Consider the following 17915-nt stretch of genomic DNA (forward strand, 5'->3'; position numbering starts at 1 on the left):
GGGTGAGGCCCGGTGTCGCTTGCCTCAGACCTGACGGGTCAGGGCCGTGACCATCTTACCCAGGAGGTTGCGGACATCCTCGTTGAGTGGTGAACCCTCCAGGGCCTGGTCGGCCCTGCCCAGATAGGTACGGGCCGTCTGCCGGCTCTCTTCAAGCAATTCGGGGTGAGCCTGGAGGTACCCCAGTACCTCCTCGGGGTTGTCGGATTCGATGACGGACCTGAACCCCCTGTCCTTCCGGAGCCCGAGGAGGACGGGGAGGGTGTATATGCCGTCGCGTATGTCCTCCAGCTTGGGTTTGCCGGTGTCTTTGCCCAGGTCGAAGTCGTTGATGTCGTCGATGATTTGGAAGGCCATGCCCAGGTTCCCCCCAAAAGCCCGGGCGGCCTCCTCCATGCGGCTGCCGGGCCGGGGGGAGGAGAGGCGGATGCCGGTCAGGCAGGCCAGGCGGAAGAGGGCGGCGGTCTTCCCCGAAATGGCCTTGTCGTAGTAGTCCACGGTGATGTCGGTGTGGTGACGGCCGGACTCCTGGTAGAGCTCCCCGCCCACGATTTCGCAGACGGTCCCGGCCTGTTCCCTGATGAAGTCGGTATCCGGGGCAATCTCCGCCATGATTTCCATGTACCGGGAGAGGATCAGATCTCCCAGGTATATGGCCGCCTTGTTGCCCCGAATCGTATGGACCGTGGGCTGCTTACGCCGGATGGGGGCGTCATCCAGAACATCGTCATGGACCAGGGTGGCCAGGTGAAGCATCTCGATGGCGGCGGCTCCTGTGATGACGCTCTCGTCCACGGGTTCCCGGGTGGGCCCGCAGGCCCGGGCGAAGACGACGACCATTGCCGCCCGAATCATCTTTCCGTGGTTGTCCAGGAGCCTGCGGTAGTCGTCCCTATAGGGTTCGACCTTCGTCTCCTCCTCGTGGAGACGGGCAACGACCCGCTTCATGTCCTTGCGTACCAGGAGCTCTTGCCCTTCTGCCATGGAGAACCGCTCCCTCATACTCATCAGTGAATGCAATGTACTCAATATAGCAAGTCGCGACCACCATACCCGGGTCGGTACCAGGGCCGGCAGGGAGGGGAAGACTCCGGCGACCGCGGGCTCCCAGCCAAGTGAAGTAGTCTGGTTGGTATGAGTCAGCATAACCACTTGGCCCAGGTCTCCCCGGGGGAGGCCGGTGAGGATGACGGACGTCCCCTGTCGGTATCCGCCCGGCTGGGGCGCCTGCAGTTCCACCATTCCGGCAAATTCAGGCTCCTGCAATTGGCTGATGTCCAGGAGGGGCCCAAGGTCTCCCCGGACACCGTAAAGCTGATTGCCGCAGCCTGCGATGCCTCCCGACCCGACCTGGTCGTCTTCACCGGCAACCAGCTGGCGGGATACGACACAGCCTACGAGCGGACCTTCCGGAAGCGCCGTTGGAGCACACCCCTGGATGGGGTCTACTCCGCAGGTCTGAGCATGGGCGGTGCCCTGGGCTTTGGCGGTGCATCGGTGTCCAGGACCGGCGGTTCAGGTGTCAATGGCGGATCGGCGGCATCCAACGGTGCCGTTTCCCAGGCCGAAGGGTCGGGGGCTTCCGGCAGGGATGCGGACCAGGTCCGGCATCAGGAACTCAACCATACCGAGGACCTGGTGCGCAGGACCGTCGAACTGATCACGGGCCCGCTGGTGGAGCGGGGGATACCCTTTGCGGTGACCTACGGGAACCACGACTTTCAGTGCGGACTGGATACCGACCAGATGGATGCCATCTACCGTGAATTCCCCGGCTGCCTGAACCCTGAAGCCACAGCCGCCAGGCCGACCAAACCGTATGCACTGCGCGGTTCCGTTCTGCCCGATCAGGAGGCCTATGTCTGCCAGCCGGGTACCTTCGCCCTACCCGTGGCGGATACGGAGGGGAAGGGCAGGGTGATGGGACTGGTCCTGCTGGATTCGGGTGACTATGCCCAGTCCGGTGGCTATGGGTCCCCATCCCGCCAGGCTCTGGACTTCCTGGGTGCCGTGCCGGGGTTGGTGGGCAACCGGTCCATGGTCTTCCAGCACATGCCCCTGCCCCAGTTCTACAATCTCCTGAAGCCGGTATCGTCCACCACGGCCTATGCCGTCCAGGGATATCGCCGTTTCGACTCCCAGTGCTACATCCTGGACGAGTCCCGCACCTATGCCGGTTCCTACCTGGGCGAGGGAGTCTCCTGCCCCGACGAGGACAGTGGGGAATTCGACATCCTGACCAGGGGCAAGGGGTACTTTGCCCTCTTCGCCGGTCATGACCACCGCAACGGATTTGTGGGGAAGACCGATGGGATTGTCCTGGGTGCCACGCCGACCTGCGGTTTCGGGTCCTATGGGCCTGTGCCGCGCAAGCGGGCGGCCAGGCTCTTCGAGTTCGATATCCGCCACCCCCACCATCCGCGCACCCAGCTCCTGGAGTTCGGTGATCTGGTCGGCAGACCCAGCTCCCACAAGGTCTATACCTTCGCCATGAGCCATGTACCCACATCCACCGGAGACGCGGTCAATCTCCTGCGTCGACCGGGGTTCCTGGCAGGAGGGCTCACGGCCCTGGCCGGGCTGGTCGCCTCCTGGGGGTCATCCAGGCGCAAGAGACCGTGACCGAATCAGGTCAGGCCCTGCGGTGGGTGCCGGATGATGCCCTCTGCAAGGCCTCGGTCAGGTACTTGCCGGCGGCCATGACCAGCGGGGCGTAGTGGCGCCCGGGTGTGGTGGACATCCTGTTGACCGGTCCGGAGATGGATATGGCGGCCATGACCTGTCCCGATCCGTTGCGGATGGGGGCGGAGATGGAGCAGACACCCTCCTCGCGTTCGTTGATGGACTCGGCCCACCCGCGCTTGCGGACGGCCGCCAGCGTGGAGGCGTTGAACTTGGCGTGGCGTAACCCCTGGTGGAGCCGTTCGGAGTCCTCCCAGGCAAGGAGTATCTGTGCGGCAGAACCCGCATCCATGGATAGGAGGGCACCCACGGGGATGGAATCACGCAGGCCGGAGGCCCTCTCCACGGCTGCGATGCAGACACGCATGTCGCCCTGGCGGCGGAAAATCTGCGCCGACTCGCCGGAGCGGTCAAGCAGGGTCCGCAGGATGGGGGCTGCCGCCGTCAGGAGGCGGTCCTCGCCTGCAGCGGCGGCCAATTCGGCAAACCGTGAACCCAGGACGAAGCGACCATGGGCGTCACGCACCACAAAACGATGGCGCTCCAGGGCGATGGCCAGGCGGTGTGCCGTGGGCCGGGCCAGGCCGGTGGCGTTGACCAGCTGGCCCAGGGTCATCGGCCCAGATTCCAGGGTGTCAAGAATCTTGACCGTCTTGTCCAGAACGCCGACACCCGAGTGAATCTCACCATCATGAGACTCATGCGAACCTTGGGATTGAAGGTTGAGGGCGGGTGCTTTTTCCGGGGGCCAATCCTGTGCCCCGCTGGCGGTTCTGGCTGGTTCGGTCATGGTTGCATTATGGCATCTCAGTATGTGAAATGCAAAAGTTCATAAGGGCTGCGGGGTTTCATACTCGGGGTAGAAGCCGGATGGGGGCCCGCTCAAGGTCCGATCCGGCTTAAGAGCATTGGTTTAGGAGGAGTTATGGGGCAGACGTTGGCGGAAAAGGTCTGGGCCGATCATTTGGTGCGAAAGGGACAGGGAAGCGAGCCGGACCTTATCTACATAGATCTGCAACTCATGCATGAGGTGACCAGCCCCCAGGCCTTCGAGGGGCTCCGCCTGGCCGGGCGAGGCATCCGCCATGTCGATCAGGTCATCGCCACCGAGGACCACAACACCCCGACCGTCGACATCGACCGGCCCATCGCCGACAAGGTCTCGGCCCTCCAGATTTCGACCCTGGAGAAGAACTGCAAGGAGTTCGGGGTCCGTCTCCATCCGTTGGGGGATGCCGACCAGGGCATCGTCCATGCCTTTGCCCCCATACTGGGTCTGACCCAACCGGGCATGACCATCGTCTGCGGGGATTCGCACACCTCCACCCACGGGGCCTTCGGGGCGCTCGCCTTCGGTATCGGCACCTCCGAGGTGGAACATGTGCTGGCCACCCAGACCCTGAGCCTCAAGCCCTTCAAGACCATGGCCATCAATGTTGAGGGGAAGCTCCCCGAAGGGGTCAGCGCCAAGGACATCATCCTGGCCATCATCGCCAAGATCGGCACCGGTGGTGGGCAGGGATACGTGCTGGAGTACCGGGGCCAGGCCATTCGCGACCTCTCCATGGACGCCCGCATGACCATCTGCAACATGTCGATCGAGGCGGGCGCCAGGGCCGGCATGATCGCGCCCGACCAGACCACCTTCGACTACCTCAGGGGACGCCCCCATGCACCCGAGGGCGAGATGTGGGACAAGGCCATGGAGTATTGGAAGACCCTGAAGACCGACGACGATGCCGTCTTCGATGCCGAGGTGACCCTGAATGCGTCCGACCTGTCGCCATACGTGACCTGGGGGACCAACCCCGGCCAGGGCCTGCCCATCAATTCCCAGGTGCCTGTACCTGAGGATATCGCCGATGCGGCCAAGCGCCAGGCCACCCAGGAGGCCATCGACTACATGGGGCTCAAGCCCGGCATGCCCATCAAGGACATTGCCGTCGATACGGTCTTCATCGGATCGTGCACCAACGGACGCATCGAGGACCTGCGGGCTGCCGCCTCCATCATGAAGGGGAACCACAAGGCCAAGAACCTCCATCGGGTGTTGGTCGTGCCGGCCTCGTCCAGGGTGAGGCTCCAGGCGGAGGCCGAGGGGCTCGACAAGATATTCAAGGACTTCGGGGCCGAGTGGCGCAACGCGGGTTGCTCCATGTGCCTGGGCATGAACCCCGACCAGCTCACCCCGGGTGAACGGTCCATTTCAACATCCAACAGGAACTTCCAGGGACGTCAGGGCAAGGGTGGGCGCACCCACCTGGCCTCGCCCCAGGTGGCTGCCGCAACGGCCATACGGGGCACTATCTCCAGCCCCGCCGACCTGTAGTCCCGCTTGCGGCAACCCACTCTTCCAAAGGCAGGAAAACGAGGTAATCATGGAAAAGCTCACCGTCATCACCGGTGTCGGGGTCCCACTCCGTCGATCGAACGTCGACACGGACCAGATCATCCCGGCCGCTTTTTTGAAACGGGTGAAGAAGACCGGGTTCGAGGATGCCCTCTTCTACTCCTGGCGCAGGGATCCGAACTTCCTGCTCAACCGTCCTGAGTATGCCAAGGGGCGGATTCTGGTGACCGGTCCCGACTTCGGCATCGGCTCCTCCCGCGAGCATGCGGTCTGGGCCCTGCGTGACTACGGGTTCAGGGTGGTCATCGCCCCCCGCTTCGCGGATATCTTCTACGGGAACACCGCCAAGAACGGCGTTCTGGCAGCCATCATGCCCCAGGAGTCGGTTGAGCTCCTGTGGAAGCTCCTGGATCAGGAGCCAGGGCTGGAGATGACCGTGGACATGGAAACCCGAACGGTGACCTGCGCTGATGTGGTCCTGCCCTTCCAGGTGGACGACTATGTGCGCTGGAGGCTCATGAACGGGTATGACGATATCGATCTGACCCTCCATCATGAGGATGACATCGTGGCCTACGAGAAGATGCGGGCCGAACGTTTCCCCTTCAAGCCCAAGACCCTACCCGCCAAGCATATGCCCGAGCGGCACATCACCTCGGCCAGGGAGCAGGAGGTCGAGTGGGGCGGCCCGCTGGCCGAGAAGGGCATCATCTGATTCGATTCCGGTCTTCGAGCCCGAGGTGTCGTATCTCGGGATTGCGCCCTTTGGCCTCCTAGGATGGAAGTGTAGGCGATTCCATCGAGACAGGGAGGGATTATGAGGCACGGCAATACCAACGGCAAGTCAGGACAGGTCTGGTCAAGGGTCAACGGGCTCAGTGCCTTCGCCCTGGTCTATCTGGCCATCGAAACACTGATCGGGCTGGTCGGGGCCAAGCTGGTCCTGCCGAGGATGTTCCCCGATATGTCCGCGTCCCAGCTCGACGCCCGCTATGGCGACGGGCTCCTCTTCCTTTCGGTCGTGGTGGCCCTGGTCGTCGCCCTGATCAGCCAGTGGAGGGTCATCTTCGATGCTGAGGGTGCAGGCGATGACAGGGTCCAGTGGTTGACAGGGCGGCGAATCACCCTGATGGCACTGATAATCAGCCTGACACTCTTTTTCCTGGCCCAACTGGTGGCCACGGCTGCCAGTGCGGGTATGAGCTCCCTGGTGTCATTCGTGGGCCTGCGGATGCCCAGCCAGGCAGGCGACACCTCCGATCCTTCAACCTCGGCGATCATGCTCTTCTACGCCTTCATCTTCGGACCGCTGGCCGAAGAGGTCGTCTTCCGCGGAGTCATCATGAATGGGCTGAGGCGGTTCGGCAGGGTCTTCGCCATCATCACATCGGCCCTCCTGTTCGGTTGCATGCACGGCAGCTTTGTTCAGGGTCTGTTCGGGTTCCTTACCGGGCTGGTTCTGGGGTATGTGGCCATGGAGTACGGCCTGGTGTGGTCCCTGGTGCTCCACATCTTCAATAACGGCATCTATTCGGGTATCCTTCCCCGGGTCATGGAATCGGTCCCCGCAGAGATCAGAATCGGCGTGGGAGTGGTTATTCTGATGGTGCTGCTGGCGGGGGTCATCGGCATGGTGGTCAAGGCGCGCTCGCTGGTGGAATATTGCAAGGGCAACCGGGCGCCCAAGGGTGTGTATGCATCCTGGCTGGCCCCCTGGTTCCTGATTTTCCTGGTGGTCTGCCTGGTCATGGCTGTGGTCGAGCTGATTCCCGGCTGGGCCTGATCGAGACCCGCCCATGGTTGTCCATCCGACGCTTCCGGGTCGGTTTTTCCTGACTATTCGTGTATTATCTGTGCGGATGGCGGGTTAGGTTGGAACGGTAGGTTGACACTCGGGGAGGACGTCGGCCATGAGGCATGCGTACAAGCGGGGGGCGAGTAGCCAGGAAGAGGCTCAGCGACCCCCAAACGCGCACCGGGAGGGGCAGGAGTCCCCTCGGTATTCATGGACCGAGCGGTTATCCGCCGAAGAGAATCACGCCAAGCACTGGGAGCTGGGTACGGGCGCCGATCATGGGGTGGGGCGTCGAGGTCGAACCCGTTCCGTAGCCTGGATTCCAGACAAGAGGATTTTTGAGGATGGGGATTTCGAAGGTTGGGACGATAAGGCAGGTTCGACGCGCGGCGGGAAGCGGGCGGCGGCAAAGCCAGTAGGGGCCGTGACCAGGAAGACCAAATCCACAAAGGACGAAGTCGCCAAGGTGCGATCAGCGGAGGGTGGACCCACGAAAGACAAGCCAGCCAAGGGCAAGGCCGGTAAGGAGAAACCCGTCAAGGGGAAGCCGACCGGGGGGAAGTCCCCGAAGACCCAGGCAGAACAGAAGCAGCAGGGGAAAGACCTGGCCGCTCCCGTGACCAATAAACCGACTGAATCCGGGAAGGCCAAATTATACCCCGTCAAGTCTTCCAAGGATTCCTCGAAGACAGGAACCCCCCGATCGCTCCGATCAGACCCTGTAGAGGTCGCATCGTTGACTGAAGGTCCGGCTGCTGTCGCTGATGGCGTTGGTGCGGTTTCGTCTCCGGTCCTTCCGTTGGCTGATGACCCGGTGGGTGTTGGAGGCTCTTCGTCGGTTGCCTCGTTGATTCTTCCCCTGGATGATGATCCTGTGGGTGTCGGTGATGTCGGTACGGTGTCTTCGCCGGCCCTGTCATCGGTTGATGATTCGGCTGGTGCTGGTGCTGGTGCTGGTGCTGGTGCTGGTGCTGCGGTTTCGTCTCCGGTCCTTCCGTTGGATGATGATCCTGTGGGTGTTGATGATTCTTTGCCGGTTGCGTCGTTGATTCTTCCCCTGGATGATGACCCGGTCGGTATCGGTGACGTTGGGTTGTCCTCTTCGCCGGTTCTTCCATCGGTTGATGATTCGGCTGGTCCGGCTGCTGCTGATGGCGTTGGCTCGGCTTCGTCTCCGGTTCTTCCGTTGACTGATGACCCGGTTGGCGTTGGCGTGTCTTCGCCGGTCTCGTCGTTGCCCACGTCTTTGACTGCCAACTCCGCAGGCGATGGTGATGTTGTATCGGCATCGAAGCCGATATCCCTTCAGGCTGGTGATCCGGTTGAAGTCAAGGCTGATGTGCCGAAATCGGTGCAGGCGGTTTCGTCACAGCCGGAACAGGCTGTGCATTCCGTCGAGGGGACAGGGACGGGAACACCTTCGCCCAAGGTTGCTTCGCCCAAGGTCACCTTCCCCGCTGCGGCCAGTTCCATGGCCGTGGGGGTGGCTCCCAAGCAAGGCTGGAGTTGGCAGAAGCCTGTTCTTCCAACCGAGCACCGATCCGAGTCTCGGACAGAGGCCAAGCCGGAGTCGCGCTCCGAATCGGTCCCCAACGCCAAGCAGGCGTCCGCAGCCAATGCCGGATGGTCCTTCGCCACGACCCCTGCCGCTGCAGAGGTATCTAGGCCCTCAAGTGAGCCTGAACCCACTGCGCCCAGTGCGACGGTCGGAGCTGTTGAGCAGAGCCCCTCCTTCACGCCCCGACCGTCGACTGCAAGGAAGCGACAGTCCGTCGGCTCTGAGTCCCCATCGGGATCGGGGCGAGTGGTTAAGTCCAAGCCTGCCCGCAAGTCTGAATCCCCGAAGGACGCTGTCAAGGCCGGGAAGGTTGACGGCGGCTCGGGGAAGAAAGCCGCAAGTTCGGACAAGGCCAATGACAAGCCCGCGCAGAAGAAGCCTGCGTCGGTCTCCGGCTCGCCCAAGAAGGACTTGAACCCTGGTGATGCAGGCTCCACCGGCGGTACCCATACAACCTGGTCTTCGGTCATCGGTGGAGCAGGTAAGACCGCAGGATTCAGCAAGGCCATCCGCCATGCCAAGCGGACGACTGTTCCTCAGAAGGCGCGGACGGTACGAGGTGTTGCCGACACTGCCAAGAAGACGGTTGCTGCGACCAAGCCCAAGGTCGGAACGGACAAGCCGGTCGATTCGGTCAAGATCGGAAAGTCTGCCGGCTCGAAAGAGCGCATCAAGCCGAGCGAAGCCCGAAAGGTCGATAAGCCGACCAGCACGCCAAGATCGGGTAAGCCTGCTGGTTCTCGGGGCCCAAGCAAACAGACCGTTTCCCGCAATCCCAACAAGAAGGCCATTTCCGGAAAGCAGGTTGGTTCGCGCAAGCCCGCAACACCGACCGGCAAGGCGGTGGCGGTCAAGGAGCACAAGGCCAAAATCAGGGTGAACGTCAACCAGGCCATGGATGCGGCTGTTGGACAGAGCGCCTTCGCCTTTGTCTACCTGGCCATCAACATCATGGTCGTCGTGCTCGGCAGCAGTGTGGTCATCACCTACCTTCGCGGCAGAATCAGCAGTGAGACACAGAACTTCCTCCTGCGCGGTGGCCTCTATCTGCTTTCCTGCCTGGTTGCCGTCGTCTATGCCTTCAGCAGCGAGCGGCAGACCATGACCGGACATGAGTTGCACGGTGATGACGAGGTCCGATGGAATATCGGACGCCGAATCGTGGCGTGGCCCCTGGTTCTCGCGCTGGCCCTCCTGGTGGTCGGCCAGGGCATCGTTCTGGGATTGAACCGGGGTCTTGAGGCCTTGGTGCCCATGATTCATGTCACCCCGGCCGTACTCATGAGCCCCTTGAACGACCTGTATGGGTCGATTCCCATGATGCTCTACGCCCTGCTGATCCTGCCCCTGACCGAGGAGATTATTTTCAGGGGTGTCATCATGAACGGGCTGCGACGGTTCGGCAGGGTCTTCGCCATCATCACCTCGGCCTTCCTTTGTGCCTTTATGCAGATGCAGCCGGTGCAGGCCATCTGGGCCTTCCTGATTGGATTGGTGCTCGGTGCCCTGTCCATGGAGTACGGGTTGGTCTGGGCCATCGGCGCGCATATTCTCGCAAGCGTGGGGTATTCCGGTCTGATTCCTCGTTGGCTCTCCAATGCCCCTGTCCAGGTCCGCTGGGCCGTGGCCGTTGTGCTTGCCCTGATTGTCGTGGCCGGGCTGGTCATCCTGGTCAGGAAGTTCTCCTCACTGCGCGCATATGCCAGGGAGTACCGGGCCCCCAAGGGAGTCTATGCCTCCTGGAGGCAGTCCTGGTTCGTTATTTTCTGCCTGTGCAGTCTTGCCGTGGCGGTCTTCCAGTACATGTAGGCCCCTCAGCCTCCAGAGGCCTTCAATGTCCCGGTGGCAAGGTGGGGCTCGTAGGGTAGGATTGAGTCATTTGGATGGAACACGGGTGGTGGAATGATTCGCAACGCCCGGAAGGGTGTATAGCATGCAGCTGGCAGAGGTGAATGAGGGGATCGGGGTTGCGATGCACCCGAATCATGGAAGCGCCAGTGCCCCCATGCCCGGCGTCCCTGCAACCGGTAGATCCGGGTGGTCCGGACGCAAATGGATGCAATCGTTGCGCCGGGTGCTCAACAGTCAAGCCGGCTTCCTCCTCCTCTATGCCCTGATTACCCACTTCGCTGGTTTGTTCGTCGGGCTTCTGGCCCAGCTGGAGTGGAACATCCTGGCGGACCCCGATGAATCGCATCGGAGCATCGAGTATATTGTTGAGCACACCGATGCCGAGTATGCCGGTACGATCAACCTGGTTATGGGTCTGTGCGGCTTGGCTTTCCTGGTTTTGATGCGTCGTCGTCAAATCGCCGACGGAGGACCGACCGGTATCTTCCACCGCTCGCGGTACCGGATGACCTGGTCGGTCTTCCTGGGCTGCTTCCTCCTGCTCTTCTCGGCCCAGCTCATTGCGGGAATCTATGGAACCGGCCTTGACTGGACCACGGAGGTCATGGGTTTGGGTCCCATAAGGACCACAAGCGAGATCATCGAGGCGGCCGGTGACACCCTGCCCATGCTCGCTTATACCTGTTTCGTTGCGCCCGTCGTCGAGGAGATCCTGTTCAGGGGGGCGATACTGAACTCCCTCAAGCCATACGGCAAGGTCTTCGCCATTGTCACCACGTCCGCCATGTTCGGTTTCTTCCACGGAGACCTGACCCAGGGCCTGTTCGCCTTCGTTGTTGGGCTGGTTCTGGGCTACCTTTCATGTGAGTACTCCATTTTCTGGTCCATTCTCCTCCACATCAGCAACAACCTGATTGTCAGCAATCTCTTGGGGCCCTGGATCAGCGGCCTGGATGGGAACGTGGCCGACCTCGTTGCTCTCATGCTGCTGATTGCCTGCTTCGTGGGTTTGATTGTGGTCCCCAGTCTGAGCGAGCGTAGGATTCGTGCATTTGTCATGGCAAACCGCACCTATTCAAACGCCTACAGCAGCTGGGCCGCTCCCTGGTTCGTCGTCCTGCTGATTACAGAGGGCATATCCATGTTGCATCTGCTTCTCTCCTGAATTCCGCTACGCCCAACGGTGACAATTCACGTTGCCCCCACACCCTGTATGGCAGACTGGCAATGTACGTGGTCTGACCAGGTGGAGGTGCCCTGGTCTGGAGCCGATAGGATAAGGAAACCGATATGGCCAAGGTGAATCCCGAGAACGATCTTCTGCATGTGGTCGGTGGCAGACCGCTCCACGGCACCATTCAGGTGCGTGGTGCCAAGAACTTCGTAAGCAAGGCCATGGTTGCGGCCCTGCTGGCATCCGATGTGTCCGTCCTGAAGAACGTACCCGAGATACGCGATGTGCAGGTGGTCTCCGACCTGTTGAGACTGCACGGCGTCGGGGTCGATGTCAAGCCCCGTGAGGGCACCGTCACCATCGATGCCAAGCATGTGGAACTGGCGGATGTGGCCGATGTGGACACCCTGTCCGGCTCATCCCGCATCCCGATTCTCTTCTCCGGCCCCCTCCTGCACAGGCTGGGGGAGGCCTTCATTCCGGCCCTGGGTGGGTGCCGCATCGGCAGCAGGCCGATTGACTTCCACCTGGAGACCCTGCGCAAGCTGGGGGCGAAGGTCGACAAGGAGCACGAGGCCGGCATCCACATCACTGCCCCCGATGGTCTGCACGGGGCCAAGATCCATCTGCCCTACCCCTCGGTCGGGGCCACAGAGCAGACCCTCCTGGCGGCCGTCCTGGCCAAGGGGAAGACCGAGCTCTCTGGTGCCGCCACCGAACCTGAGATCATGGACCTGGTGGCCGTCCTGCAGAAGATGGGCGCCCAGATTTCGGTTGACGTCGACAGGACCATCCGCATCGAGGGGGTCGAGTCCCTGAACGGATACACCCACACCTCCCTGCCCGACAGGATTGAGGCCGCTTCCTGGGCTTCGGCGGCCCTGGCCACGCATGGCGACATCATGGTCAAGGGTGCCCAGCAGCCCGATATGATGACCTACCTGAATGTGTTCCGCAAAATCGGCGGCGAATTCGACGTGCGTGACGATGGCATCCGCTTCTGGCATCCGGGTGGCGACCTGAAGCCTGTGGCCATCGAGACCGATGTTCATCCGGGCTTCATGACCGACTGGCAGCAGCCCCTGGTCGTGGCTCTGACCCAGGCCAAGGGCCTTTCGATCGTTCACGAAACCGTCTATGAGAACCGGTTCGGCTTCACCCAGCCTCTGATCAAGATGGGCGCCACCATCCAGCTCTATAGGGAGTGCCTGGGGTCCCTGCCCTGCCGGTTCCAGCAGCAGAACTTCGAACACTCAGCGGTCATCTTCGGGCCGACGCCGCTCACCGGCCGCGATATCGACGTGCCGGACCTGCGCGGTGGATTCAGCCATCTGATTGCCGCGCTGACGGCATCCGGTCCCTCCACCGTCCGCGGCATCTCCCTGATCGATCGTGGTTACGAGGACTTCCGCGACAAGCTCGCGGCCCTGGACGCCCAGATAGACTGAGAGCCGGATGGGCTCGTAATGGAATCATGGTTTTTACGGGCCCACCGGCGTGCTTGCACGGAACAGAGGGCACAATGATGGGATGGCTTCCAAAGGCAAACCGTCACCGCGTTCCGCGGTAAAGCCCCTGTCTGACCAGCAGGTGGCCCTCCTGGGCGAGCGGCACCACCTGGTGGACCCGACCCGGTACTATCCCACCGGGCACCGGGCACCGGCCCTGGATGAGATAGGCGGGCAGCATCCGACCGGCACCCACCGTCTTTTGCATGGTGTCGTGCAAGTGATGCGCAGCTCCTGCAAACTCTATGCATGGGGTCTGGAGAGGGTGCCCGAGACGGGGCCTTTCATTACGGCGGCCACGCACGTTACCCAGTTCGATGTCTTCATCCCCATGATGTCGATGTTCCACCTGGGTCGTAGACCGCGCTATATGGCCAAGGCGGAGATGGCCCACTGGCCCCTGATCGGGAACTGGTTCCAGATGGTCGGAATGCAGCCGGTGGAGCGCAAGTCCGGCAAGGCCCGATCCATCGAGGAGGAGTCGATAGGCATCCTCACCTCGGGCCGCCCCCTGACCATATGGCCGGAAGGCACCGTGACCCGGGATCCCCTGAAATGGCCCATGTCGCTCAAACCCGGTGTCGGTTTCATCGCCCTGGAGGCCTCAAGGCAGCTGGGGGGGATGGTTCCCCTGTATCCCAGCATCACCTGGGGTGCTGCCTCGATCAATCACAAGTGGCCTTGGCCCCGGAAGAACGTGGTCATGTGCTACGACCGGCCCCTGGACTACTCGGACCTCCTTGAGGGCATGGACCAGTGGGGTCCGGAGCCTCCCAAGGAGGCTGTGCATACCCTCTGTGTCCGCCTGCGCGACCGGATGGAGGAGGTCATGGCGGAGATTCGCGGCGAGGAGCCTCCGGCAGAGGGGTACTTCGATTACGTAACCATGACACGTCGGCCCAGAAGTGAGCAATAGGGCCGAAACTCACCCTTGATTCCGCCTCATCGGGCACGGTGTCATAGGATGGTGACGAAAAGATAAGGCATCTGGTCGGCGTTCCCGTGCGCACGGCATTACGCAAAGGAGAATGATGGCGAAGATCACGGTATTGGGAGCAGGTGCATGGGGGACCGCCTTCGCCCAGGTACTGGCCGATGCAGGCAATCAAGTGGTCATGTGGGACATCGACCCGGATGTGGTCGAGGAAATCAGCCTCAGGCATTCGAACGCGCGCCGCCTGCCGACTGTCGAGAAGCTGCCCGATGCCATCGGTGCAGAAGGTGACAGGGTCAAGGCCGTGGAGGGTGCCGACATGGTCGTGGTCGCCATAGCCGCGCAATATGCCGGTGAGGCCCTGAAGGAGTTCAAGGGTCTGCTCGGGCCCGATACCATCGTCATTTCCCTGATGAAGGGAATCGAGCGGGGGACCCACAGGCGCATGGACCAGGTGGTCAGCCAGACCCTGGACCTGGATCAGTCGCGGTTCGCCGCCGTTTCAGGCCCCAACCTGAGCAAGGAGGTGGCAGCGCGTGAGCCTGGTGCCACCGTGGTGGCCAGCTCTGATGCCGACACGGCCATGCGGGTTGCCCGGGCTTGCACCACCGACTACTTCAAGGCCTTCGTGACCGACGACGTGATTGGTCTGGAACTGTGCGGATCCCTGAAGAACGTCACAGCACTGGCCGTGGGAATGTCGCGCGGGGCCGGATACGGCGAGAACACGGCCGCCATGATCCAGGCCAGGGGACTGGCTGAACTCACCGCTCTTGGTGCAGCCTGCGGAGCCAAGGCCAAGACCTTTGCCGGTCTGGCCGGGGTGGGTGACCTGGTGGCCACCTGTGGATCTCCGCTGAGCAGGAACTATACCTTCGGATTCAATCTGGGCCAGGGCAAGAGCATCGAGGAGGCCACCCGGGTCAGCAAGGGCGTCGCCGAAGGCGTGCCCACGACCGATGCCGTGGTCGCCCTCGGCAGCAGCCTTCATGTAGAGACCCCGCTGGCAACGGCCATGAGCCATGTGCTGGACCAGGGTCTGGACTGCCGGGGCATGATTGAGGAGCTGTTCGGCGGGGAGATTACTCCGGAGTAGGTTGTACGGCAGGCAAACCCCGATCCACCGGATTTGATTCGCCGGCAGGAGGCGCCGACCGGTTCAGTCATGCCTGGTTCGTGCCAGGCTTGTGGATGAGCGTTTCCGGCGGCCCCCTACCTCCTGCCGAGGGGATATTCTGCTGTAGTAAGTGACGAAAACGCACGGGCTGACGCGCGAGACCTCCTCCCGCTGCATGGTGCCGTGTCGCGGTTCATGCCCTGCATGAGGAAAGCCGAGGAATGATGGCCAGGAAACGTGTTGTTGTGCTGTATGGCGGTCGTGCCGACGAGCACTCCATATCCTGTGTATCGGCGGCCGGTGTGCTCAATGCCATCGATACCGACCGCTATGAGCCCATTCCGGTCGGAATCACCAAGGACGGTCGTTGGCTCGTAGGCGGCGAGGATCCCAGGCGGTGGAGCCTGGACGACACCCAATTGCCCACCGTGCAGGTCACCGAGGGCAGTTGTCCGGTCATTCTCGACATGGCCCGTGGCGGGGATGGGTTCATGGTCGGTGATCATGACGACCTGGTTTCCGGTCCCGACAGCCTCAAAACGGACTCCACGCAGGCCTCCGGCTCTCTGGAACCTCTGGGGCATGTGGATGCGGTCTTTCCGGTGCTCCACGGCCCGTATGGCGAGGACGGCACCGTACAGGGGCTGCTTGAAATGATGGGCGTGCCCTATGTGGGATGTGGGGTCTTCGCCTCTGCCGCCTGCATGGACAAGCACTATACGAAGATTCTTCTCAGCCAGGCCGGTATTCCCGTGGCACCGGGAATCACCATCGATGCCCGCGACCGCCTGTCCGGTGTTGATCTGAAGGCCGCTGTGGAAGAGGCTGGGCTGCATTATCCGCTTTTCGTCAAGCCCTCCCGCGCCGGGTCGAGCTTCGGTGTGGTCAAGGTGGAGGAGACCGGTGCCGATGCTCTGGCCGCTGCCGTCGATGAGGCATCCGGGCATGACTGGCGGATCCTGATTGAAGAGGGTGTGGACGGCCGTGAAATCGAGTGTGCCGTGCTCGCTCCCGACCGCGAAGGTGAACCCCGCACCGCATGGCCCGGCGAGGTTGTGCTGGACAGGACGGACCAGGATGAGGCCTTCTACGACTTCGACAGCAAGTATGTGGACTCCTCGGCCTCCCATGTGGAGGTCCCCGCCGACCTGCCCGACGAGACCCTGAGCAGGATACGAGCCCTTGCCTCCAGGGCCTTCAAGGCCGTGGACGCTACCGGTCTGAGCCGTGTCGACTGCTTTGTCACCGCCAAGGGCGGAATCATCGTCAACGAAATCAACACCCTGCCCGGCTTTACGCCCATATCGATGTACGCCAAGGCCTGGGAGGCCAGCGGTGTCACCTACACCGACCTGATTACCGAGCTGATCGAGGGTGTATCAGCCTGACCTGACGCCCATCCCTGCCGGGTGCATGGTGCTCCCGGGCGGGGTGCTGCCTTTGTCTGGACGCTGACGAACCCCGAGGGGCCTCTGGCTAGGCGGCCGTATCCGATTCGAGTTCGGTCTCCTGGACCAGGTAATCCTGTCCGGCCAGGGCACGGGTGGCGGCATCCTGCATGTCGGCGGCGACGACACCCTGCTTGGCGAACATGACCACCTGGCCCTTGATGCCGTACGGGGTGAAGCCCTGGAACTGGACGATGGGCGGGTTGGTGGACATGGACATGCCCTTGGTGGCCTGGGTGACCGTCATGGCGATGGACCGGGAGGACCTGGCCATATCGGCATCCCCACGCAGCGTGAAGGGGATGGTGGTGGCCGCCTCCCCGGCCTCTGTGATCTTCTCCAGGGCCGTGGTGTTCAGGATGGAGTTGGGAATCAACAGCTGGTTGCCGGCCCTGTCGATGACGATGGTGTGGCGCCAGGTCACGTCACGGACCGTACCGGTGGTGCCCTGGATGGTGATGATGTCGCCGGGCTGAACCACCTTGCTGACCATCAGCCCGAAACCGCCGACGATATTCGAGATGGTGTCCTTCAGGCCGAAGGAAAGGGCAAGACCGCTGACTCCCAGGGCGGCCACCACGGTGGACGGGTTGATGCCGAAGACCGGTTGGAGAACCGTGGCGGCGGCGAAGATCCAGATCAGGGCACGGACGATGTTGATGAAAATGGAAGCGCTGGGGAGGTTGGTCCGCTCCAGAGTGCGCCGCATGGCGGCGGCCACAATCCTGGAGATGAGGGTGGCGCAGGCCGCCACGATTATGAGAAGGATGATCTTGCCGAAGTTCTGGTGGAACCAGCCCACCACGGCATCGGTGAAGCCGGAAATGGCCCGCTCGGGCCGATCCATGGGTACCTTGCCGGACTCGGCGGTCCGGACCTGGGTGGCGAAGGTCCCAACGGCCAGGGTTGCAAGCCCGCCGGGAAGAGGAGGCATCAGGTTCATAGTTCCTCGTCATCTCCTGCCTTGTTCCCGACGGTTTCCGCCAGGGGCTTGTCCATCCACATATGGGGGCATCCTTCGTCCAGGTCGTGGATGCCCATATCCCTGTATCCGAGTGACCGGTAGAAGTCCTTCACCCGTTCCTGGGCATGGAGTATAAGCCTGTCCGCTTCACGGCTCCGGACGGTTTTCTCGGCCTCGCCAACCAGTCCGGCCCCCAGGTGCCTGCCTCGGTAGGGTTTCAGGACGGCCAGGCGGCCCAGGGTCCAGGTGTTCCCCTCGTTGGGGAAGACGCGGCAGACCCCTACCGGCGCATCGCCGTCATAGGCCACGATATGGAGGCTGATTTCATCGGTCTCGTCGAATTCGTCATGGAAGCCCTGCTCATCCACGAAGACGGCTTCCCGGATGGACCTGGCATCCTGGGGGATGCGCTCGCTGACTTCATACCTCATGGTTCCTCCTTGTCGGACCCTGACTGGTTCCAATGTACCAAGGCCGCCTCCGGGCGGAAACGAGCAGGGGGCGACCCTTGGGAGTGTGGCCGATTCCGGTCGG

The 17915-nt window shown here is 62.4% G+C and carries 14 protein-coding genes; 10 read left to right on the forward strand and 4 right to left on the reverse strand.

Translation table 11 applies throughout. The features are described 5' to 3' along the window. Positions 1-24: 24 nt before the first annotated feature. Positions 25-984, reverse strand: coding sequence for a polyprenyl synthetase family protein (locus H3V08_RS00550; protein WP_198181249.1), 960 nt, complete (start codon positions 982-984; stop codon positions 25-27). Positions 985-1134: 150 nt separating this feature from the next. On the opposite strand from H3V08_RS00550, the gene H3V08_RS00555 reads away from it, so the two are divergent. After that, on the forward strand, positions 1135-2622 hold the full coding sequence (locus H3V08_RS00555; protein WP_198181250.1) for a serine/threonine protein phosphatase: 1488 nt from the start codon (positions 1135-1137) through the stop codon (positions 2620-2622). Between the two features lie 10 nt (positions 2623-2632). Here H3V08_RS00555 and H3V08_RS00560 read toward each other — a convergent pair whose 3' ends face one another. Continuing rightward, the gene (locus H3V08_RS00560; RefSeq protein WP_232340024.1) at positions 2633-3472 is read right to left on the reverse strand and encodes an IclR family transcriptional regulator; all 840 of its coding nucleotides are present in this window, start codon (positions 3470-3472) and stop codon (positions 2633-2635) included. A 135-nt stretch (positions 3473-3607) separates the two neighbouring features. Here H3V08_RS00560 and leuC point away from each other — a divergent pair, with 135 nt between their 5' ends. From leuC to H3V08_RS00605, 9 genes are all read left to right on the forward strand, one after another. After that, positions 3608-5011, forward strand: coding sequence for a 3-isopropylmalate dehydratase large subunit (gene leuC, locus H3V08_RS00565; RefSeq protein ID WP_033491397.1), 1404 nt, complete (start codon positions 3608-3610; stop codon positions 5009-5011). Between the two features lie 49 nt (positions 5012-5060). Further along, a complete protein-coding gene (leuD, locus tag H3V08_RS00570) occupies positions 5061-5747 on the forward strand; it encodes a 3-isopropylmalate dehydratase small subunit (protein WP_198181251.1) in 687 nt (228 codons plus the stop codon). Between the two features lie 102 nt (positions 5748-5849). Next, complete coding sequence (locus tag H3V08_RS00575; protein WP_198181252.1) at positions 5850-6815, forward strand: CPBP family intramembrane glutamic endopeptidase; 966 nt, start codon at positions 5850-5852, stop codon at positions 6813-6815. A 127-nt stretch (positions 6816-6942) separates the two neighbouring features. Next, a complete protein-coding gene (locus H3V08_RS00580; RefSeq protein ID WP_198181253.1) occupies positions 6943-10194 on the forward strand; it encodes a CPBP family glutamic-type intramembrane protease in 3252 nt (1083 codons plus the stop codon). Between the two features lie 247 nt (positions 10195-10441). Beyond that, positions 10442-11401: a CPBP family intramembrane glutamic endopeptidase gene (locus tag H3V08_RS00585; RefSeq protein WP_198181254.1), complete on the forward strand. Its 960-nt coding sequence runs from the start codon at positions 10442-10444 to the stop codon at positions 11399-11401. Positions 11402-11526: 125 nt separating this feature from the next. Further along, positions 11527-12858, forward strand: coding sequence for a UDP-N-acetylglucosamine 1-carboxyvinyltransferase (gene murA, locus H3V08_RS00590; protein ID WP_033491405.1), 1332 nt, complete (start codon positions 11527-11529; stop codon positions 12856-12858). An 82-nt stretch (positions 12859-12940) separates the two neighbouring features. After that, positions 12941-13834 (forward strand): lysophospholipid acyltransferase family protein, encoded by an 894-nt coding sequence (locus H3V08_RS00595; protein ID WP_052109048.1) that lies wholly within the window; start codon positions 12941-12943, stop codon positions 13832-13834. A 112-nt stretch (positions 13835-13946) separates the two neighbouring features. Further along, entirely contained in the window at positions 13947-14948 is a 1002-nt protein-coding gene (locus tag H3V08_RS00600) for an NAD(P)H-dependent glycerol-3-phosphate dehydrogenase (protein WP_198181255.1), read from the forward strand. 245 nt (positions 14949-15193) lie between these two features. Next, entirely contained in the window at positions 15194-16357 is a 1164-nt protein-coding gene (locus tag H3V08_RS00605) for a D-alanine--D-alanine ligase family protein (RefSeq protein ID WP_198182054.1), read from the forward strand. Between the two features lie 88 nt (positions 16358-16445). On the opposite strand, the gene H3V08_RS00610 is transcribed toward H3V08_RS00605, so the two are convergent. Continuing rightward, complete coding sequence (locus H3V08_RS00610; protein WP_332461783.1) at positions 16446-17360, reverse strand: mechanosensitive ion channel family protein; 915 nt, start codon at positions 17358-17360, stop codon at positions 16446-16448. After that, complete coding sequence (locus H3V08_RS00615) at positions 17357-17812, reverse strand: GNAT family N-acetyltransferase (protein WP_198181256.1); 456 nt, start codon at positions 17810-17812, stop codon at positions 17357-17359. Before H3V08_RS00615 ends, H3V08_RS00610 begins: the two co-directional genes overlap by 4 nt. Positions 17813-17915: the final 103 nt, after the last annotated feature.

It is taken from the genome of Bifidobacterium sp. M0307 (assembly GCF_016100445.1).
In the GTDB taxonomy this organism is placed as follows: domain Bacteria; phylum Actinomycetota; class Actinomycetes; order Actinomycetales; family Bifidobacteriaceae; genus Bombiscardovia; species Bombiscardovia coryneformis.